The sequence below is a fragment of the Kitasatospora sp. NPDC056181 genome (genome assembly GCF_042266225.1).
Lineage (GTDB): Bacteria > Actinomycetota > Actinomycetes > Streptomycetales > Streptomycetaceae > Kitasatospora.
Genome location: NZ_JBHJUK010000091.1, coordinates 17,085 through 36,506 on the forward strand (window position 1 = coordinate 17,085; position 19,422 = coordinate 36,506).

The following is a 19,422-nucleotide window of genomic DNA, read 5'->3' on the forward strand; positions in this document are numbered from 1 at the left end:
CGTGCCGACCGGCCGGCGGCGCAACGCCACGCCCCGACCCGGCCACCCGTCCCGGCGGAGCCGACCGTCCCCTTTCGGGCTTTCCCACCCGGCCCCGCACGTCAACCGCGTGCCCGTCGCGCGGTCCCGCCGCCCTTCGCCACACTGGCCGGTTCACCCGGATAGGTGAACTTTCGGACGGGCCCGGGAGGGTCGGGAACCCGCTTGCCGCCCCGCGCGAGGCAGGACTACCAAGGGCTCGTCCGTACTCGCACCACCTGCTCCGGGAGTGCCGCATGACCGTCCGCCCAACCCCCACCGGCCCCGTCCCGGCCGGCCCCGTCCCGGCCGGGCCGCACCCCGCGGGACCGCACCACGGCGCCCGCACCGGCCGGACCACCCAGCCGCCGGCCCGGCCGCACCATCCGCGCACCACCGCGCGGACGTGCCACCACCCGCCCGCCGGCCGGCGGCCGCGCCACCCCCGGGCCGCGTGCGCCACGCCCGGCACCCCGGCCGCCGCCCCCGGCGTCCGCAGCGGGCTGAGCACCCGCTTCGCCCACCAGCTGGTCGAGGTGCTCACCGGCGCGCGGCCGTCCGGCCAGCTGATGCGCCACACCACGCTCGACGGCTACGGCCAGCTCGCCTCGCTCGTCCGCGCGGGCACGCTGCGACGCGGCGGCGCCGCGGACCGGCCCCGGCTCGGCCCGGTGCACGACAGATCGCCCTCCCCCGACGCCATCGAGGCGTGCGTGCGGGTCGACCTCGGCAGCCGGCACCACATGGTGGCGTTCCGGCTGGAGCTGCGCGGACCCGCCGGGCAGTGGCAGTGCACCGCCGTGGAGGCCCGATGAGCACGGCCCTGCGGCCACGGCCGGCCCCCGCGACCCCGGCCCGCACGACCCCGGCGCCTGCCCCGGCCCGCACGGTCCCTGCCCCCGCAACGGCGCAGGGCGCCACCCCCGTACGGGAGCGGCGCCCTGCGTGGCGGCGGGCCGGGCGGACCGGCCGCGCCTCAGCCCTTGCGGCGGCGGCCCTTGGCCGACTTGGCGGCCTTGCGGCGCTCGGCGCGGGTCAGCCCGTCGCCCTCGTCCTCCGGCGCGAGGTCCTCGAAGTCGCCCTCGACGACACCGCCGCCGATCTCGTCCGAGGGGGCGGTGTAGTGCAGCCGCTGGGGCTTGGGGGCCTCCAGGCCCTTGGCCTTGATCTCCGGGCGGGCGGCGTCCTTCTCCAGCTTCTCGAGCACCACCTCGGCGTCGTCGACCGGCACCTCCTCGACCTGCTGCTCGACCTGGACCTCCAGGTTGAACAGGTAGCCGACGGACTCCTCCTTGATGCCCTCCATCATGGCGGTGAACATGTCGAAGCCCTCGCGCTGGTACTCGACCAGCGGGTCGCGCTGCGCCATCGCCCGCAGGCCGATGCCCTCCTGGAGGTAGTCCATCTCGTAGAGGTGCTCACGCCAGCGGCGGTCCAGCACCGAGAGGACGACCCGGCGCTCCAGCTCGCGCATGATCTCCGCGCCCAGCTGGTCCTCGCGGGCGCCGTACTGCGCCTGGACGTCCTCCTGGATGACCTTGACGAGGAACTCCGGGGTGAGCCCGGCGGCGCCGCCGGCCTCCTCCTCCAGCTCCTCCAGCTCCAGGGTGACGGGGTAGAGCTGCTTCAGCGCCGACCAGAGCTTGTCGAGGTCCCAGTCGTCCTCGAAGCCCTCACCGGTGGCCGCCTTGACGTACGCCTCGACGGTGTCGTCCATGAAGTGGCCGACCTGCTCCTGGAGGTCCTCGCCCTCCAGAACCCGGCGGCGCTCGCCGTAGATGACCTCGCGCTGGCGGTTCAGCACCTCGTCGTACTTGAGGACGTTCTTGCGGATCTCGAAGTTCTGCTGCTCGACCTGGGTCTGCGCCGAGGCGATGGCGCGGGTGACCATCTTCGACTCGATCGGCACGTCCTCCGGCACGTTGGCCATCGAGAGCACGCGCTCGACCATGCCGGCCTTGAACAGGCGCATCAGGTCGTCGCCGAGCGACAGGTAGAAGCGGGACTCGCCCGGGTCGCCCTGACGGCCGGAGCGGCCGCGCAGCTGGTTGTCGATGCGGCGGGACTCGTGCCGCTCGGTGCCGAGGACGTAGAGGCCACCGGCCTCCTTGACCTCGTCCTGCTCGGCCTTGACGGAGCCCTTGGCCTTCTCCAGCGCGGCCGGGAACGCGTTCTCGTACTCGTCCGGGGTGTCCACCGGGGTGATCCCGCGCTGGGCCAGCTCCGCCGCCGCGAGGTGGTCGGCGTTGCCGCCGAGCATGATGTCGGTACCGCGGCCGGCCATGTTGGTGGCGACGGTGACGGCGCCCTTGCGGCCCGCCTGGGCGACGATCTGCGCCTCGCGCTCGTGGTGCTTGGCGTTCAGCACCTCGTGCGGGATGCCACGCTTGCGCAGCTCCTGCGACAGGTACTCGGACTTCTCGACCGACACGGTGCCGACCAGCACCGGCTGGCCCTTCTCGTGCTTCTCGGCGATGTCCTCGACCACGGCGGCGAACTTGGCCGGCTCCGACTTGTAGATCAGGTCGGGCTGGTCGATGCGCAGCGGGTTCTTGTTGGTCGGGATCGGCACCACGCCGAGCTTGTAGATCTGGTGGAACTCGGCCGCCTCGGTGGTACCGGTACCGGTCATGCCGGCCAGCTTGTCGTACAGGCGGAAGAAGTTCTGCAGGGTGATGGTGGCCAGCGTCTGGTTCTCGTTCTGGACCTCCACCCCCTCCTTGGCCTCGATCGCCTGGTGCATGCCCTCGTTGTAGCGGCGGCCGGCGAGGATACGGCCGGTGTGCTCGTCCACGATCATGACCTCGCCGTTCATCACGACGTAGTCCTTGTCGTTCTTGTAGAGCTCCTTCGCCTTGATGGCGTTGTTCAGGAACCCGACGAGCGGCGTGTTCACGGACTCGTAGAGGTTGTCGATGCCGAGGTAGTCCTCGACCCGGGAGACACCCTCCTCCAGCACGCCGACGGTGCGCTTCTTCTCGTCGACCTCGTAGTCGCGGTCGATCTTCAGGCGCTGCACCAGCTTGGCGAAGTCGGCGTACCACTTGGTCGCCTGGTCGGCCGGGCCGGAGATGATCAGCGGGGTACGGGCCTCGTCGATGAGGATCGAGTCGACCTCGTCGACCACCGCGAAGTTGTGGCCGCGCTGGACGAGCTCGTCCTTCGACCAGGCCATGTTGTCGCGCAGGTAGTCGAAGCCGAACTCGTTGTTGGTGCCGTACGTGATGTCCATCCCGTACTGGCGCTTGCGCTCGGCGGGCGTCATGTTGCCCAGGATCACGCCGACTTCGAGGCCCAGGAAGCGGTGCACCCGGCCCATCCACTCCGAGTCGCGCTCGGCGAGGTAGTCGTTGACGGTGATCAGGTGCACGCCCTTGCCGGTCAGCGCGTTGAGGTACGCGGGCAGGGTGCCGACCAGGGTCTTGCCCTCACCGGTGCGCATCTCGGCGACGTAGCCGAGGTGCAGCGCGGCGCCACCCATGAGCTGGACGTCGTAGTGCCGCTGGCCGAGCACGCGCTTGGCCGCCTCGCGGACGGTGGCGAACGCCTCCGGGAGGATGTCGTCCAGGGTCTCGCCGTCGGCGAGCCGCTGCTTGTACTCGTCGGTCAGCGCGCGCAGCTCGGCGTCGGTGAGGTTGACGAAGTCCTCTTCGATGGAGTTGACCTGGGCAGCAATCCGCTGCAGCTTGCGAAGGATCTTGCCTTCGCCGGCGCGCAGGATCTTGTCGAAGACGGACACTTGAGCGGGCTCCTTGCCTGTATTGGCACTGGACGACTGCACGGGGGGTCCACCCCACCGCACGGGCCATCGTATGCGAGGAGTCCAATGCCCCGGGAGGTGCGTCAGCACGCTATTCCCGTGTCACCCCTGCGAGCACATGACCTGATAGCGCCGCCGACCGGGGCAAATCGGTCGCCCCTCCGGGCAGTTGGACGGTTAAGCCGGTTAATCGGATGCTCCCATTCGTCCCTGGACGGAATAATCCGTGCATGACAGAGCGACCCGACACCCCCTGTCCCGACACCCTCGGCACCGAGCGCCTGATCCTGCGGGCCCCGCTGGAGTCCGACGTCGACGCGATCTTCGAGGCCTGCCAGGACGCGGAGATCCAGCGCTGGACGGTGGTCCCGAGCCCGTACCGGCGCGAGGACGCCGAGTTCTTCGTCAACGACCTGGCCACCAACGGCCGGCGCACCGGCGACAACCTCGTCTGGTGCGTGTTCGAGCGCGGGACCGGCGCCCTGGTCGGCTCCCAGGGGCTCGTCCGCTGCCCCGGCCGCCCGGGCACCGCCGAGGTCGGCTGGTGGGCGGTGAAGGAGTTCCGCGGCCGCGGGTACACCGTCGAGGCGGCCCGCGAAGTGGCCCGCTACGGGCTCACCGAGCTGGGCCTGCGCCGGCTGGAGTGGGTGGCGTACGTGGGCAACGAGGGGTCGCGCGCGGTCGCCGAGAAGGTCGGTTTCCGCTTCGAGGGCACCCTGCGTTCGTTCGCGGAGCAGCGCGGCGAGTTCCGGGACTCCTGGGTCGCCGGGCTGCTCGCCACCGACCTCGCCACCGACCTCGCCACCGACCTCGCCGACCGGCCCTCCGGCTGACCCCGCCCGGTCGGGCCCGCGCCCGGGTGCGCCCGACGGGGCGGGCACGGGCCGGGGCGGGCAGCCCGCGTTGTCAGTGCCCCGGTCTACGCTCGCCGGCATGACCGCCTCGACTCCCGCCCCGGCCCCCGTCGCCACCCTCGGCGCCGACGACGCCCGCCGCATCGCCCTGCGCGCGCAGGGCCTGCTCGGCGCGCCGGACCGCCGCGGCGGTGTCCGCGGGGTGCTGCGGCACCTGGGCGCCGTCCAGCTCGACACCATCTCGGTCCTGGCCCGCTCGCACGAGCTGATCCCGTACGCGCGGCTCGGCGCGGTCGGCCGCCCGGCCGTCGAGGCGGCGTACTGGGGCGCCGGCGCGAGCTTCGAGTACTGGTCGCACGCGGCCTGCATCCTGCCGATCGAGGAGTGGCCGCTGTTCGCGTTCCGCCGCCGCCACTACCGCGAGCGCACGCACGTCTGGGGCAAGCAGGTGGGCGAGGCCACCTACCGGTCGGTGCTGGACCAGCTGCGCACCGAGGGGCCGCTGACCTCCACCGAGCTGGGCGGCGCCAAGAAGACGGCCGACTGGTGGGACTGGTCCGACACCAAGATCGCGGTGGAGCGGGCGCTGGCCTTCGGTGACGTCGTCTGCACCGAGCGTCGCAGCTGGAAGCGGGTCTACGCGCTGGCCGAACAGGCCGTCCCCGCCGGGCTGTTCGACGCCGAACCGGCCGACGACGAGTGCCTGCGCACCCTGGTCGCGCAGTCCGGCGCCGCGCTCGGCGTCGCCACCCGGGCCGACCTGCTGGACTACCACCGGCTGCGCGCCGAGCAGTTGGACGCGGTACTGGCCGACTCCGGCCTCGTCCCGGTGGAGGTGGCGGGCTGGGGCCCGGCCGGCGCCCCCGCCGCGGCCTGGGCCGATCCGGCCGCACTCGCCGCCGCGCCGCGCGGCCGCCACCGCACCACGCTGCTCTCCCCGTTCGACTCGCTGATCTGGGACCGCGCCCGCACCGAGCGGATCTTCGGCATGGCCCACCGGCTGGAGGCCTACACCCCCAAGCACAAGCGGGTGCACGGCTACTTCGCGATGCCGCTGCTGGCCGGCGGCCGACTGGTCGGCCGGGTCGACCCGGCCCGGGAGGGAAGGACCCTGGTGGCCCGTCAGGTCTCGCTGGACTCCGCCCGGCACGTCGAGGCGCTGGCGACCGCCCTGCGCGAGGCGGCCGCGTGGGTGGGCTGCGACGCGGTCCGGGTCGAGGCCCTGCAGGAGGAGTCGCTGCGCCCGGCCCTGGAGAAGCTGCTCAAGGGCTAGGCGGCCGCGTCACCCTATCTCGAGGATCTTCTCCCGCATCGCGTAGACCACGGCCTCCATCCGGGAGTGCAGTTGGAGCTTCTCCAGGATGTTGCGGACGTGGTTCTTCACGGTGTTCTCGCTGATGAACAGCTCCTTGGCGATCTCCCGGTTGTTCATCCCGGTGGCCACCAGCTTCAGCACCTCCAACTCCCGGTCGGTCAGCCGGGGTGCGGGCACCAGGTCCCGGTCGTCGGAGCGGCGCTGGATCATCGACTTGAACTCGGTGAGCAGCTTGGAGGCCATCGACGGGCTGATCTGGGACTGCCCGTCGGCGACCGCGCGGATCGCGGTGGCGACCTCGTCGGTGGAGATCTCCTTGAGCAGGTAGCCGGTCGCACCGGCCTTGATCGCCTCGTAGAGGTCGGCTTCCTCGTCGCTGATCGTCAGCATGATGATCTTGGCGCTGGGCACCACGTCCTTGATCGCGGTGCAGGCCTCGATCCCGCTGCGGCGGGGCATCCGGACGTCCATCAGGATGATGTCGGGCAGCAGGTCGGCCGCCTTCAGCACGGCCTCGGCGCCGTCCCCGGCCTCACCGATGACCTTGATGTCCTCCTCCTCCGCGAGCACGATCTCCAGCCCGCGGCGGAACAGCGCATGGTCGTCCACCACCAGGACGCGGATCGGCTCCCGCCGGTGTGGGGCGTACTCGGGCTCGTCACCCTGCCCGGGCGCCACCCCCGTGACCGGCCCCGTAGCGGGCCCCAGCCCGAAGTGATCCCCCATCCGCTCCTCCCCCGTCGCCGGTCGTCGTGCGCCAATCATTCCACGGCCCGGACACGCTTCGGTCACCCTCCGGCGCCGATCCTCCGCATCGGGTGACCTCACGGCCGTCCGCGCCGCCCCGGAACGCCGGTGACCCCGGCGGTCGCTGCCGCCGGGGTCACCCCTCCCAACACTGCCAGGACGGTCAGTCCTCGTCGCCGGTCCCGCCGATCGCACCGCCCGCGCCACCACCGGCCGCGGCCGAACCGTCGGCCTTCAGGTGGATGACGCCGTAGTTGTAACCGTGCCGGCGGTAGACGACGCTCGGCAGGCCGCTGTCCTTCTCGACGAAGAGGTAGAAGTCGTGGCCGACCAGTTCCATCTCGTAGAGCGCCTGGTCGAGCGCCATGGGGGCGGCCGGGTGGGTCTTCTCCCGGACCACCAGCGGGCCTTCGCCCTCCACTTCCAGGGATCCCATCATGGTCTTGCGGACGGCCCCGTTGGTCTCGCCCTCCTGCCGCGTCGTGTCCGGCAGCGCGGCCAGGGCCGCGGTCGCCTCGGCGACGCTGATGGGGGTGCGGCCGTTGCCGCCCTTGTGCACCCGGCGCCGGTCTGCGGACTTGCGCAGCTGGGCGTCGAGCTTCGCCGAAGCCAGGTCGAGCGCCGCGTACGGGTCTCCGGCGGCGGCCTCGGCCCGGATCACGGGCCCACGGGTACGGAGAGTGATCTCCACCCGCTCGGACCGGTCGGCCTGCCGCGGGTTGTGCTCCTTGGACACCTCGACGTCGAGGCTGATCACCTTGCCGTCGAACTTCTGGACCTTCTCCAGCTTCTCGGCCACGTGCTCGCGGAACCTCTTGGGCACCTCGGTCTTGCGGCCCTTGACGACGATGTCCACGCAGAACTCCGATCCCTCGTGCTGACGCCGATCCGGGTGCTACCGGATCGGGCTGAGACCAGCCGGACCAGCCAATCCACTGCCGGCCCTCCGCCCCGCCGCGAGCGACGGAAACGACTGGCCCTCACCTCACTTCCTCCCCACCAGGGACGGTTGAAACCCCCTGGAGCCTCATGGAACACCTCACACGGGGTTTTCGCCTCCCCAGGCAGGAAAGCGGGTATGACCCGATGCTGCAGGCTGGCGGTCAAGCTGCTCCACCCTGTCTACCCTCCCGCGAGTGAAACATGAGTAAACGGCTGGACAACACCCCCCGTACGGCGCATCCTTTGCTCACTCTCCGTGCCTGCCGCCGCCAGGAGCAGCCGTGCCGCCCACCTCGTCCCCCGCCCGTCCACAGACCGCCCAAGGGCCCTTCGCCCACGCACTGGCCGGTCTGCTGGACGTGTTGCTCCCGGCCCGCTGCGCCGGCTGCGGCGCCGACCGCACACAGCTCTGCGCGGCCTGCCGGAACGCCCTTGCCACGGCCCGCCCGGGCCCCACCGCCCTGCCCTGGGTGCACGCCGCCGCCCCCTACGCCGATCCGGTCCGCCAGCTGCTGCTGGCCCACAAGGAGCGCGGCGCGCTGCGGCTGGCCGGTCCGCTCGGCGAAGCGCTCGCCCGGGCCGTGCGCTCCTCGCTCGGGCCGCGCGCCGGGCTCGCACCGCTGCTGCTGGTCCCGATGCCCTCCGCCCGGGCCGCCGTCCGCGCCCGCGGCCACGACCCGACGCTCCGGCTGGCGGGCGCCGCCGCCCGGTCGCTGCGCCGGGCCGGGGTGGACGCCCGCGCGGCGTCACTGCTGCGGCACACCAGGCCGGTTGCCGACCAGGCGGGCCTGACCGCCGCCGAGCGCCGGCGGAACCTGCACGGCGCGCTGACCGTGCTGCCGCGCGCGGACTGCCGGTTGACCGGACGTCAGCCGGTCCTGGTGGACGACCTGGTGACCACCGGGGCCAGCCTCGCCGAGGCCGCCCGGGCCCTGGCCGCCGCCGGCCTCCCGCCGAAGGCGGCCGCCACGGTCGCGGCCGCCGTCCCGCACCGCCGGGCCGCCACCGCGCCGTCCGGCCCGGACGGACCTCGCCGGCCGCGGCCCGGGTAGCCGCCCGGGGCGGGCGTCCGGCGGGCCCTGACCCGGGCGGACGGAGCCGGCCCGGTCCGGGCGGACGAAGGGGGCCCTAGCCCGGGTAGATGAAGGAAGCCGCCCGCAGGTTCGGGTTGACCTCCCGCCACTGGCTGTTGACGAGCCGGAAGATCTGGCCGTCGGAGGCCCGGCGCGCGAGCACCGGCGGCACCTGGGCCGGGGAGTCCGCGCGGAACTCCGACGCCTCCGCCGTGGCCATGCTCTCCCCGCCCTGGAGCGAGGCCTCGCTGCTCGGCGAGCCGTCGGTGCTGATGTAGTGCAGCTGCTGGATGCGCCCGTTCTCCTTGCCCAGCACGAGCAGCTGGTCGGTCTCCGCCCAGGACACCGAGGCGACCTCGGTGAGCAGCGGAGCCGCCCCGCGCAGCCCGGTGATCCGCACGGTGGGCGCCTCCTTGGTGCCGCCGTGCACCACCAGGCCGAGCCAGAGCGACCGGACACCGGCCGGGTTCCTGAGCACCAGCGCGATCCGGACACCGTCCGAGGAGACCTTGAGGTCCTGCACGACCTGGCCGTCGAGGCCGTCGACGGGCACGGTGTAGGCCTTGCTGCCGCGGACCATCAGCACCCGCCGGTTCTGCGGGTCGCGGTCCACCACCCAGAGGTTGCCGCGGCCGTCCCAGCTGGGCGAGGCGAGCGCGTCCTCGCTCCGGTCACCGGGCCGGGGCGGGGTGCTGAGCAGCGGTTCGGGCATCGTCGACGCGCCGTCCGCGAGGGCCACCGAGTAGAGCTGGTGGCCGTTGCCGCTGATCGCCGCGGCGCGTTCGCCGTCCCGGGCCACCGCGATGGCGCCGAGCGCCGGCTGCTTGTTCGGCTGGGGCTTGCCGAGCGGGCCGCGGACGGCGGTGCCGTCGGTGTCGCGGGCCTCCATCAGCACGCCGTCCTCGGCGCGCTGGAAGTACTGCCTGGCCGCGGCGTCGCCGGCCAGCGCGCCCGGGCCGCTGACCGGCCCGTCGAGGCTGGTGGCCTGGCAGCCGGTGCCGCGCGGGTTCTTCAGATCCAGCCGCTCCACCTGTCCCTTGCCCTGGTCGGCGAGGGTGTAGAAGAGCTGGGTGGCCATCTGCCGGCAGGTCGTCGGGTTGCCGAGCTCGACCCCGTTGAGGACCACGTGGGCGACGCGTCCCTCGTCGACGGTGACCCGGTCGACGGTGGCGCCGGTCGGGAAGGCGGTCCGGACCACCGGCGACAGCCAGTCGGACGGACCGGAGACGACGGCCTTGGCGGCCGAGGTCAGCGTGTCTATTCGGCGCCGCAGGTAGACCGGGTCGGCGATCAGCACGTCCTGGGCACTGACCGCCGTGGTGCCGGCCGCCGACGGGTCCTGGGCCGCGTAGAAGAAGCGGTCCACCTGGCGGAAGCTGTTGCGGAAGTTGGTCTGGTTGATGATCAGGCCGTCGGGCAGCTTCGCGATGCGCCACTCGCCGCCCTTCTCCCGGACGAACGTGAACGGGAGGTCCACGTCCAGCTGCCCACCGGAGAAGGTGTAGGAGTGCTTGTCGTCCACCTTGGCGACGACCTTGCCGGGCACCTGGATGGAGAACGACGTGTCGGTGTCCGTCACGGTCTGGTTGGACCGCGGGGTGGGGTTGGCCTCCAGCACCTGGATGCCGGCGTCCGGGTTCCAGTGGACGGCCGCCTCGTCGGTGAGGTACTTGCGCGCCGTGTCGTAGCTCTCGTCCGCGGTCAGCGCGTCCAGGAAGCCGTTCAGCAGCCCCTCCGGCTTGGCGCCCTTGACGGGCCCCACCGGGAAGACCCGGACCTGGAGGTTCTTGTCCGCCGTGCCCTGCGACAGCTCGACCTTGCCGATGCCGCCGGAGTCCGGCATCGCCGCGCAGCCGCCGGCCAGCACGGCGACCAGCACCGTGCCGGCCACCGCGGCCGTCCGCGGCTCAGTAGTGCTGCTGGTCCTTCGCACGCTGCGACCCCTCCGTGTCCGTCCCGCCCGTGCCGTTCGCGCCTCCGGCCGCAACCGTCAGTTCCGGCTCCGCCGTCCGCTGTGCCACCGACGGCCTTCCCGGCGTCGGGTCCACCATGACCTGGGCTCCGGTGGCACCGTACCCGGCCCCCACGGTCCGCACGTCCGAGGGGTCGGAGCGCGGCCCCTCGGGCAGCCGGGGGGCGCCCAGTCCGGGGCCGATGCTCAGGACGCCGCCCAGCCCGCTGCCGAACCCGCTGCCGGTGCCCTCCGGGGTCTCCGGAACGCCCGGGTCCTCGGTGGCGGTCAGCGCGGTCGCGCCGGACGGGCGGATCGCCCGCCGGTACGGGGTCCCGTACGAGCCGAGCCCCCGGTTGTTGCGGGAGTCCTCGGGTTCCAGCCGGAACGGCGCCCGGCTGATCTCGCCGCCGCGGGTGCGCGGCAGGGTGAGCCGGAAGTGCGAGCCGCCGCCGGGCTCGCCCCAGGCCTGGAGCCAGCCGCCGTGCAGGTGCGCGTCCTCGACCGCGATGGACAGGCCCAGCCCGGTGCCGCCGGTGGTCCGGACCCGCGACGGGTCGGCCCGCCAGAAGCGGTGGAACACCCGGGACGCCTCGCCGGGCTTGAGCCCGATGCCGTAGTCGCGCACGCCGACCGCGACCGCGCCGTCGGCCGAGCCCAGCCGGACCACGACGTCGCGGCCCTCTCCGTGCTCCAGCGCGTTGACGACCAGGTTGCGCAGGATGCGCTCGATCCGGCGGGAGTCGACCTCGGCCAGCACCGGCTCGCCGTCGCCGCGGACCACCACGGCGCTGCCCTTGGCCTGGGCCAGCGGGTCGGCGGCCTCGATCACCCGGCCGACGATCTCGCGCAGGTCGACCGGCTCGGCGTCGAGGATCGCGGCGCCGGCGTCGAAGCGGCTGATCTCCAGCAGGTCGGCGAGCAGCGACTCGAAGCGGTCCAGCTGGCCCTGGAGCAGCTCGGCCGAGCGGGCCGCCATCGGATCGAGGTCCTCGCGGCTGTCGTAGATGAGGTCGGCGGCCATCCGCACGGTGGTGAGCGGGGTGCGCAGCTCGTGCGAGACGTCCGAGACGAAGCGCCGCTGCACCCGGGAGAGCTCCTCCAGCTGGCGGATCTGCGCCTGGAGGGCGTTGGCCATCCGGTTGAACGATTCGCCGAGGCGGGCGATGTCGTCCGTCCCGGTGACCTTCATCCGCTCCTCCAGGTGGCCGGCGGCCAGCCGCTCGGAGATCCCGGCGGCCATCCGGACCGGGGTCACCACCTGGCGCACCACCAGCCAGGCGATGCCACCCATCATGATCACCACGAAGACGCCCGCGGTGGCGAGCGTGCCGGTGACCAGGCCGAGGGTGTTGGTCTCCTGGCCGAAGGAGAAGACGTAGTACAGCTGGTACGGGGTGCCGGTGGGCCCGGAGAACTGCATGCCGATGGCGAGGCCGGGCTCGGTCCGGCCACCGCTCTCCGGGGCGCGCTGGATGACGGTCGGCTGGTCGAAGATGCCGGCCTCCGACGTCACCCGGGCGCGCAGGGAGTCGGGGATGCTGCTCGGCTGGATGTCGCCGGAGTAGCGCGGCCCCAGGCCGGTGTTCTCCAGCGAGACCGACTGCCCGCTGTTGGGCATGATGGCGATCACCGAGTAGACGTTCTGCCCGCTGGCCGCGAGGTCACCGACCTGCTTCAGCAGCCAGGTGCCGATCTCCTCGGTGGTCGGGTCGGCGGTCGGGGCGACCTTGAGGCGCAGCTCCTTCGCCTCGTCGATCTTCTTCTGCTCGGTCTGGAAGCCGGCCCGGGCCTGGCTGCGCGCCGAGTCCTTCTTGGTGTTCAGCAGCCCGTTGCGGACCTGGGCCACCACCACGACGCCCAGCACGAGCACCACGACGACGGACAGCATCAGGGTGGCCGCGACCACCCTCAGCTGGATCGAGCGCCGGTACAGCGCCAGCACCCGTTGCACGGGCCGGCGCAGCTGACGGACCACCGGTGCGAGCACGCCCGCGAGGCCGCGCCGGCGGCGGCTGCGCGTGGTCGAGCTCAGGACGTCCCCGCGCACGGCGGCGCCCCCGTCGGTCGCGGTACCCGACGGGGTCTCGTCAGCCTGGTACGCCACGTCAGCTGGGTCCGGCCTTGTAGCCGACGCCGCGCACGGTCACCACGATCTCCGGGCGTTCCGGGTCCTTCTCGATCTTGGAGCGGAGCCGCTGGACGTGCACGTTGACCAGCCGGGTGTCCGCCGCGTGGCGGTACCCCCAGACCTGCTCCAGCAGCACCTCGCGGGTGAACACCTGCCAGGGCTTGCGGGCCAGCGCGACCAGCAGGTCGAACTCCAGCGGGGTCAGCGGGATGCCCCGGCCGTCCCGCTTCACGGAGTGCCCGGCCACGTCGATCACCAGATCGCCGATGGTCAGCTGCTCGGGCGTCGGCTCCTCGGCACGGCGCAGCCGTGCGCGAACCCGGGCCACCAGCTCCTTGGGCTTGAACGGCTTGGTGACGTAGTCGTCGGCGCCCGACTCCAGGCCGACCACGACGTCGACGGTGTCCGTCTTCGCGGTCAGCATGACGATCGGGATGCCCGACTCCGCCCGGATCTGCCGGCATACGTCGATGCCGTCCCGGCCGGGCAGCATCAGGTCCAGCAGGACCAGGTCGGGCTTGGTCTCACGGAAAGCGGCTAGTGCCTTGTCCCCATCCGCGACGAAAAACGGCTCAAAACCCTCACCACGCAGCACAATGCCGAGCATCTCGGCCAGTGCGGAGTCGTCATCAACGACGAGGACGCGTCCCTTCATGCATCCATCCTCTCATTACCGGATTGTGACCTGCCGCACAGCAGTCCCATTGCTCCAGAACGGCCAAGTCCCGGCCCGGCCAATTCCGGCCATACCGGACGAATGTCCTGGCCCGAACCGGCACCGGTGCCCCGGAGGCCACCGACCGGCTGCCGGCCGGGCCCCCGTTGGCCGTTCAGCGACCGGATACCCCTGGGGCCCGTCCGACCACCATGGCACGATGGGCGCTGCGCGCGGGTGAAGATCCACCCGGCCCCGCGAACCCTGAAGCCCCTCCGAGGAGCAGTGATGACCGACACTCCGGGCTGGGCCTCGCCCAGCTCGTCCGAGCAGCCCCGCGACGAGGCCCGGCCCCCGGCCGACGCACCCGCCGCCGTGCCCGGGCAGTCGGTACCACCCCACGCCGCGCACCCCGCACCGGGCGCCGGCCACGTCGGCGCGCAGTACGGCGCACCGGGGCCCCACGGACAGCCCGGCCAGTACGGCCCGTACGGCTGGGGCGCCCCGCCGAGCCCCAAGCCCGGCGTGATCCCGCTGCGCCCGCTCGGCGTCGGCGAGATCCTCGACGGCGCGGTCTCGACCATCCGCACGCACTGGCGCACCACGCTCGGTCTCTCGCTGGGCCTCGCCGTCATCGAGCAGGGCGGTACTCTCGCGGCCCAGCTGGCCATCAACGGCAGCACCGGCAACCTGACCCAGGCCCTGGCCGGCGTCGTCGTCCTGCCGCTGAACCTGCTGATCGCCGTCATCGCCTCCGCGCTGCTGACGATGGTGGTCAGCCGTGCCGTCCTCGGGAAGTCCGCCACCGCCGGAGAGGCCTGGCGCGAGGCCCGGCCCCAGCTGCTGCGGATGTTCGGGCTCAGCCTGCTCAGCGGCCTGATCTGGGGCGGCATCGTGCTGCTCGGCTTCACCCCGCTCATCGGCTACGTCGTGGCCGGCGCGGACGAACCCGCCATCGTCGGCCTCCTCGTCGTCGTCGGCCTGCTCAGTGTCCCGGCCGCCGTCTGGGTCGGGGTCCAGCTGAGCCTCGCCGCCCCGGCCCTGATGCTGGAGAAGCAGGGCATCACGGCCGCGCTCTCCCGCTCCCGCCGCCTGGTCCGCGGCGCCTGGTGGCGGCAGGCCGGCATCAACCTGCTCGCCTGGGTGCTGTCGTTCATCGTCTCGATGATCATCGCCACCCCGTTCGCCGTCGTCGGCATGGCCCTGGGCTTCGACCACCTCGTCAACGAGGCGGGCTCCACCGAAGCCTCCGTCCCGACCTCCATGCTCGTCGCGAGCGCGATCGGCGGGATCATCGCCTCGACCCTCACCATCCCGTTCAGCGCCGCCATCACCGTCCTCCTCTACGTCGACCAGCGGATCCGCCGCGAGGCCCTCGACATCGAGCTGGCCCGCGCCGCCGGCCTGCCCGAGTACGGCGGCACCGGCTGGAGCGACCCGGTCGGCCCGAACCCGGCGAGGCTCTGACCCGCATGCCGAACTGGGGGGAGATGGCGCCGGCCGCGGGCGGCGCCCCGGTCACCACGCCGCGTGACCCGGCTCGCGACGCCGTGCGCGACGAACTGCTCAAGGCCGACTACCACCGGCACGACCCGAGCCTCCAGCAACGGGTCTACGACTGGTTCATGGACCGGATCGACGACGCGCTCAACGCCATCGCCGGTGACGGCACCACGGGCACGACCGGCCTGATCCTGTTCCTGGTGGTCGCCGTCGTGATCGCCGCCGCCCTCTGGTGGCGCCTCGGCGCGCCCCGGCGGGCCGCCCGCACCACGCCCGACGTCTTCGGCACCGCCGGACCGCGCAGCGCCGCCCAGTACCGGGCCGACGCCGAGCGCCACGCCGCCGCCGGCCAGTGGGCCGAGGCCGTCCGCGAGCAGATGCGCGCCGTCGTCCGGGGCCTGGAGGAACGCACCCTGCTCGACACCCGGCCCGGCCGCACCGCCGACGAGGCCGCCACCGAGGCGGGCCGCGTGCTGCCCGGTCACGCCGCGGACCTCACCGCGGCCGCCCGCACCTTCGACGACATCGCCTACGGCGAGCGCACCGCCGACCAGGCCGCGTACCAGCTGCTCCGCGACCTCGACCAGGCCCTCGAACGCGCCCGCCCGGCCCTCGCCACGGCCCCGGGAGGAGCGGCATGACCACCACCACCCCGGGCACCGACGCCCCCGGCCCGGCCGTGCCGCCGACGCCCCCCACCGCCCCCGCGGGCACCGCTCCTGCCGACGCCGGAAGGCCCGCCCCCGCCCCCGCCGGCCCGGCCGGGCCGCCCGAGCCCCGCGTCAGCCCCAGCAGCCTCGCGCCCACCGGCCGCAGCCTCTGGTACCGCTCGCGCTGGTTCCTGCTCGCCGCCGCGCTGGTCCTGCTCGCCGCCGCCCTCCTGGCCGGCCTCAACCAGGACCGCCGCTACCCGCCGCTCGACCCGCGCTCCTACGACCCCGACGGCGCCCACGCCGTGGTCGCCCTGCTCCAGCGCGAAGGCCTCAAGGTCGACATCACCGCCGACCTCACCGCCCGAACCTCCGGCAACGACACCCTCGTCGTCCCCGAACCCGACCTGCTCGACCCCGCCCAGCTGCGCGACCTCGCCGCCGCCGGGCACGCCCGGCTGGTCCTGCTCTCCCCCGGTCCCGCCGCGCTCAGCGCCCTGGCACCCGGCGTCCGCCCCTCCGACGAGGGCGGCGGCGCGCCGTACGCCGCCGTACGCAGCACCCCCGCCCAGTGCGCGCTCACCGAGGCCGTCCGGGCCGGCACCGCCCACCTCGGCGGCCTGCTCTACACCACCGGCAGCCGCGGCGAGGGCTGCTACCCGCGCGGCCACGGCTTCCCCCTGGTGGCCGCGCCGACCGGCAAGGGCACCGAGGTGGTCGTCCTCGGCAGCGGCGACTTCCTCAGCAACGAGCTGGTCAAGAAGGACGGCAACGCCTCGCTCGCCCTCGGCCTGCTCGGCTCCCGGCCCAACCTGACCTGGCACCTGCCCGACTACTCGACGCCGGTCGCCGCGGGCGGCGACAAACGGTTCACCGACTACATCCCCGACGGGTGGCGCTGGGGGGCGTACCAGCTCGCCGTCGCCGCCCTGCTGGCCGCCGCCTGGCGTGCCCGCCGGCTCGGCCCCGTCGTCAGCGAGAACCTGCCCGTGGTCGTCCGCGCCGCCGAGACCACCGAGGGCCGGGCCCGCCTCTACCGCCGGGCCAAGGCCCGCGGCCGCGCCGCCGACGCCCTGCGCCGCGCCGCCGTCCACCGGCTCGCCCCGGCCCTCGGCATTCCGCTCAGCGCCGGCGCCCCCGACCCGACCGCACTCTGCGCGGCCGTCGTCGACCGCCTCCCCGACCGACCCGCCGGAGACGTACGGGCCCTCCTGTACGGCCCGCCCCCGACCGACGACGCCGCACTGCTGCGGCTCGCCGACGACCTCGACGCCCTCGAAAGGCAGGTACGAAAGCCGTGACCGAACAGGCCACCACCCAGCTCCGCATCACCCCCGGCACGGCACCCGCCACCCCCGAAACCGCCGACACCGCCGGCACCACGACCGACCCGCGCCAGGCCCTGACCGCCCTGCGCGCCGAGATCGGCAAGGCCGTGGTCGGCCAGGACGCCGCCGTCACGGGCCTCGTCGTCGCACTGCTCTGCGGCGGCCACGTGCTGCTGGAGGGCGTCCCCGGTGTCGCAAAGACCCTGCTGGTCCGCACCCTCTCCACCGCGCTCAGCCTCGACACCAAGCGCATCCAGTTCACCCCCGACCTGATGCCCGGCGACGTCACCGGCTCGCTGGTCTACGACGCCCGCACCGCCGAGTTCTCCTTCCAGCCCGGCCCGGTCTTCACCAACCTGCTGCTCGCCGACGAGATCAACCGCACCCCTCCGAAGACCCAGGCCGCCCTGCTGGAGGCCATGGAGGAGCACCAGGTCACCGTCGACGGCGAGCCCCGCAAGCTGCCCGTCCCGTTCCTGGTCGCCGCGACGCAGAACCCGGTCGAGTACGAGGGCACCTACCCGCTGCCCGAGGCCCAGCTGGACCGCTTCCTGCTCAAGCTGATCCTGCCGCTGCCCGACCGCGACCAGGAGTACCAGGTCCTCGCCAAGCACGCCTCCGGCTTCGACCCGCGCGACCTCGCCGCGGCCGGGGTCCGCCCGGTCGCCGGCCCCCAGCACATCGCCGCCGCCCGCGAGCAGATCGCCAAGCTCACCGTCTCCCCCGAGGTCCTCGCCTACATGGTCGACCTCTGCCGGGCGACCCGGCAGTCCCCGTCGCTCTCCATCGGCGTCTCGCCGCGTGGCGCCACCGCCCTGCTCGCGGCCTCCCGCGCCTGGGCCTGGCTGGCCGGCCGCGACTACGTCACCCCGGACGACGTCAAGGCGCTCGCCCTGCCCACCCTGCGCCACCGGGTGGCGCTCCGTGCCGAGGCCGAGATGGAGGGCGTCACCGCCGACTCCGTCATCCAGGCCGTCCTGGCCCAGACGCCCGCCCCGCGCTGACCGCCTCCACCGCCTCGCTCACGAAGGAGCGCACCGCATGGCCCTCACCGGGCGAACCGCCCTGCTCGCCGCACTCGGCGCGCTCGTCGTGGGTCTGCTCCTGCCCTCCTGGGGCGGGATCGCCGCCGTCACCGGCGCGGTCCTGCTCGCCGTCGCGGCCGACCTCGTGCTCGCCGCCCCGGTCCGCCGCCTGCGGATCACCCGGGGCGGCGACACCACCGTCCGGCTCGGCGAGCCCGCCTCCGTCGAACTGACCGTCACCAACCCGGCCGGCCGCCCGCTCAGAGCCCTCGTCCGCGACGCCTGGGCCCCCTCCGCCTGGCGGCCCGGCACTGCGGTCGCCGGCTCCCGGCACATCCTGCGCGTCCCCGGCCGCGAACGACGCCGCGTCACCACCGTGCTCACACCGACGCGGCGCGGCGACCACCACGCCCACAAGGTGACCGTCCGTTCGCTCGGCCCGCTCGGCCTGGCCGCCCGTCAGGGATCGCACCTCGTCCCCTGGACGGTCCGCGCCCTGCCCCCCTTCAACAGCCGCAAGCACCTGCCGTCCCGGCTCGCCCGGCTGCGCGAACTCGACGGCCGCACCTCCGTCCTGACCCGCGGCCAGGGAACCGAGTTCGACTCGCTGCGCGAGTACCTGCCCGGCGACGACATCCGCTCCATCGACTGGCGCGCCAGCGCCCGCCGCAACACCGTCGCCGTACGCACCTGGCGCCCCGAGCGCGACCGGCACATCCTGGTCGTCCTCGACACCGGCCGCACCTCCGCCGGCCGGGTCGGCGACGCCCCCCGCCTGGACGCGTCGCTCGACGCCGCGCTGCTGCTGACCGCGCTAGCCACCAAGGCCGGCGACCGGGTCGACCTGCTCGCGCACGACCTGCGCAAGCGCGTCTCGGTGGCCGGCCGGGCCCCCAACGAGATCCTGCCCGCCTTCACCAACGCGATGGCCACCCTCGAACCCGCGCTCTACGAGACCGACATGCGCTCGCTGGTCGCCTCCGCCCTGAAGATGGCCCCGCACCGCTCGCTGATCGTCCTGCTGACCGGGCTCGACGCGGCCCCGGCCGAGGACGGGCTGCTGCCGCTGCTGCCGCTCCTCACCAAGCGCCACGAGGTCGTCCTCGCCTCGGTCTCCGACCCGAACCTGGACGAGCTGGCCGCCGGCCGCGGCACCGTCGAGGCCGTGTACGGTGCGGCCGCCGCCGAGCAGACCCGCGCCGACCGCCGCCTCACCGCCGACCGGCTCACCCGCGCCGGCGTCACCGTCCTCGACGCGCCGCCGGCCGCCGTGGCCCCGGCCCTCGCCGACACCTACCTCGCGCTCAAGGCCGCCGGCCGCCTCTGAGCGCAGGTCCTCCCCGTCCCCGCTCCCGCGGGGGCCCTTTCCAACCTCCGAAGCCTCCGCAGCCACGACGACGCCCCGCTACCGACTCCGGTAGCGGGGGGGGGGGGGGGGGTGGGATATAAAAAAATAACTACCCCCCAGTA

General features: G+C 73.6%; 15 protein-coding genes. 9 read left to right on the forward strand and 6 right to left on the reverse strand.

Annotated features, from left to right (window positions below; genetic code table 11):
- Positions 1-275: 275 nt before the first annotated feature.
- Positions 276-833, forward strand: coding sequence for an Rv3235 family protein (locus ACFC1F_RS28655; RefSeq protein ID WP_209416069.1), 558 nt, complete (start codon positions 276-278; stop codon positions 831-833).
- 161 nt (positions 834-994) lie between these two features.
- Here the strand turns inward: ACFC1F_RS28655 and secA are convergent, their stop codons facing one another.
- Complete coding sequence (gene secA / locus ACFC1F_RS28660; RefSeq protein ID WP_376162555.1) at positions 995-3,757, reverse strand: preprotein translocase subunit SecA; 2,763 nt, start codon at positions 3,755-3,757, stop codon at positions 995-997.
- Between the two features lie 251 nt (positions 3,758-4,008).
- On the opposite strand from secA, the gene ACFC1F_RS28665 reads away from it, so the two are divergent.
- A complete protein-coding gene (locus tag ACFC1F_RS28665; RefSeq protein WP_376162557.1) occupies positions 4,009-4,611 on the forward strand; it encodes a GNAT family N-acetyltransferase in 603 nt (200 codons plus the stop codon).
- A gap of 100 nt (positions 4,612-4,711) precedes the next feature.
- Positions 4,712-5,905, forward strand: coding sequence for a winged helix-turn-helix domain-containing protein (locus ACFC1F_RS28670; RefSeq protein ID WP_376162559.1), 1,194 nt, complete (start codon positions 4,712-4,714; stop codon positions 5,903-5,905).
- 9 nt (positions 5,906-5,914) lie between these two features.
- On the opposite strand, the gene ACFC1F_RS28675 is transcribed toward ACFC1F_RS28670, so the two are convergent.
- The gene (locus tag ACFC1F_RS28675) at positions 5,915-6,673 is read right to left on the reverse strand and encodes a response regulator transcription factor (protein ID WP_209416065.1); all 759 of its coding nucleotides are present in this window, start codon (positions 6,671-6,673) and stop codon (positions 5,915-5,917) included.
- A gap of 184 nt (positions 6,674-6,857) precedes the next feature.
- Positions 6,858-7,550, reverse strand: coding sequence for a ribosome hibernation-promoting factor, HPF/YfiA family (gene hpf, locus ACFC1F_RS28680; protein ID WP_209416064.1), 693 nt, complete (start codon positions 7,548-7,550; stop codon positions 6,858-6,860).
- A 367-nt stretch (positions 7,551-7,917) separates the two neighbouring features.
- On the opposite strand from hpf, the gene ACFC1F_RS28685 reads away from it, so the two are divergent.
- Positions 7,918-8,688 (forward strand): ComF family protein, encoded by a 771-nt coding sequence (locus ACFC1F_RS28685; RefSeq protein WP_376162560.1) that lies wholly within the window; start codon positions 7,918-7,920, stop codon positions 8,686-8,688.
- A gap of 76 nt (positions 8,689-8,764) precedes the next feature.
- Here ACFC1F_RS28685 and ACFC1F_RS28690 read toward each other — a convergent pair whose 3' ends face one another.
- Genes ACFC1F_RS28690 through mtrA form a run of 3 tightly spaced genes read right to left on the reverse strand, consistent with a single transcriptional unit; the run spans position 8,765 to position 13,446 of the window.
- A complete protein-coding gene (locus tag ACFC1F_RS28690; RefSeq protein ID WP_376162561.1) occupies positions 8,765-10,642 on the reverse strand; it encodes an LpqB family beta-propeller domain-containing protein in 1,878 nt (625 codons plus the stop codon).
- A complete protein-coding gene (gene mtrB, locus ACFC1F_RS28695; RefSeq protein WP_376162562.1) occupies positions 10,617-12,767 on the reverse strand; it encodes an MtrAB system histidine kinase MtrB in 2,151 nt (716 codons plus the stop codon). The genes ACFC1F_RS28690 and mtrB overlap by 26 nt, the downstream gene beginning before the upstream one ends.
- A gap of 1 nt (position 12,768) precedes the next feature.
- Positions 12,769-13,446 (reverse strand): MtrAB system response regulator MtrA, encoded by a 678-nt coding sequence (mtrA, locus tag ACFC1F_RS28700; RefSeq protein WP_030061806.1) that lies wholly within the window; start codon positions 13,444-13,446, stop codon positions 12,769-12,771.
- A 288-nt stretch (positions 13,447-13,734) separates the two neighbouring features.
- On the opposite strand from mtrA, the gene ACFC1F_RS28705 reads away from it, so the two are divergent.
- Genes ACFC1F_RS28705 through ACFC1F_RS28725 form a run of 5 tightly spaced genes read left to right on the forward strand, consistent with a single transcriptional unit; the run spans position 13,735 to position 19,279 of the window.
- The gene (locus ACFC1F_RS28705) at positions 13,735-14,913 is read left to right on the forward strand and encodes a hypothetical protein (protein ID WP_376162564.1); all 1,179 of its coding nucleotides are present in this window, start codon (positions 13,735-13,737) and stop codon (positions 14,911-14,913) included.
- 5 nt (positions 14,914-14,918) lie between these two features.
- Entirely contained in the window at positions 14,919-15,590 is a 672-nt protein-coding gene (locus tag ACFC1F_RS28710) for a DUF4129 domain-containing protein (RefSeq protein WP_376162566.1), read from the forward strand.
- Positions 15,587-16,900 carry a DUF4350 domain-containing protein gene (locus ACFC1F_RS28715; RefSeq protein ID WP_376162568.1) on the forward strand — a complete coding sequence of 438 codons (1,314 nt, stop codon included), beginning with the start codon at positions 15,587-15,589 and terminating at the stop codon, positions 16,898-16,900. The genes ACFC1F_RS28710 and ACFC1F_RS28715 overlap by 4 nt, the downstream gene beginning before the upstream one ends.
- A 26-nt stretch (positions 16,901-16,926) precedes the next feature.
- Positions 16,927-17,931: an AAA family ATPase gene (locus tag ACFC1F_RS28720; RefSeq protein ID WP_376162576.1), complete on the forward strand. Its 1,005-nt coding sequence runs from the start codon at positions 16,927-16,929 to the stop codon at positions 17,929-17,931.
- A 37-nt stretch (positions 17,932-17,968) separates the two neighbouring features.
- Complete coding sequence (locus ACFC1F_RS28725; RefSeq protein WP_376162570.1) at positions 17,969-19,279, forward strand: DUF58 domain-containing protein; 1,311 nt, start codon at positions 17,969-17,971, stop codon at positions 19,277-19,279.
- Positions 19,280-19,422 lie beyond the last annotated feature (143 nt).

Coding starts and splice junctions, on each gene's coding strand:
- ACFC1F_RS28705 (WP_376162564.1), top strand. CDS start 13,735: ATGACCGACACTCCGGGCTGGGCCTCGCCCAGCTCGTCCGAGCAGCCC.
- ACFC1F_RS28665 (WP_376162557.1), top strand. CDS start 4,009: ATGACAGAGCGACCCGACACCCCCTGTCCCGACACCCTCGGCACCGAG.
- ACFC1F_RS28710 (WP_376162566.1), top strand. CDS start 14,919: ATGCCGAACTGGGGGGAGATGGCGCCGGCCGCGGGCGGCGCCCCGGTC.
- ACFC1F_RS28655 (WP_209416069.1), top strand. CDS start 276: ATGACCGTCCGCCCAACCCCCACCGGCCCCGTCCCGGCCGGCCCCGTC.
- ACFC1F_RS28715 (WP_376162568.1), top strand. CDS start 15,587: ATGACCACCACCACCCCGGGCACCGACGCCCCCGGCCCGGCCGTGCCG.
- ACFC1F_RS28670 (WP_376162559.1), top strand. CDS start 4,712: ATGACCGCCTCGACTCCCGCCCCGGCCCCCGTCGCCACCCTCGGCGCC.
- ACFC1F_RS28675 (WP_209416065.1), bottom strand. CDS start 6,673: ATGGGGGATCACTTCGGGCTGGGGCCCGCTACGGGGCCGGTCACGGGG.
- ACFC1F_RS28725 (WP_376162570.1), top strand. CDS start 17,969: ATGGCCCTCACCGGGCGAACCGCCCTGCTCGCCGCACTCGGCGCGCTC.
- mtrA (WP_030061806.1), bottom strand. CDS start 13,446: ATGAAGGGACGCGTCCTCGTCGTTGATGACGACTCCGCACTGGCCGAG.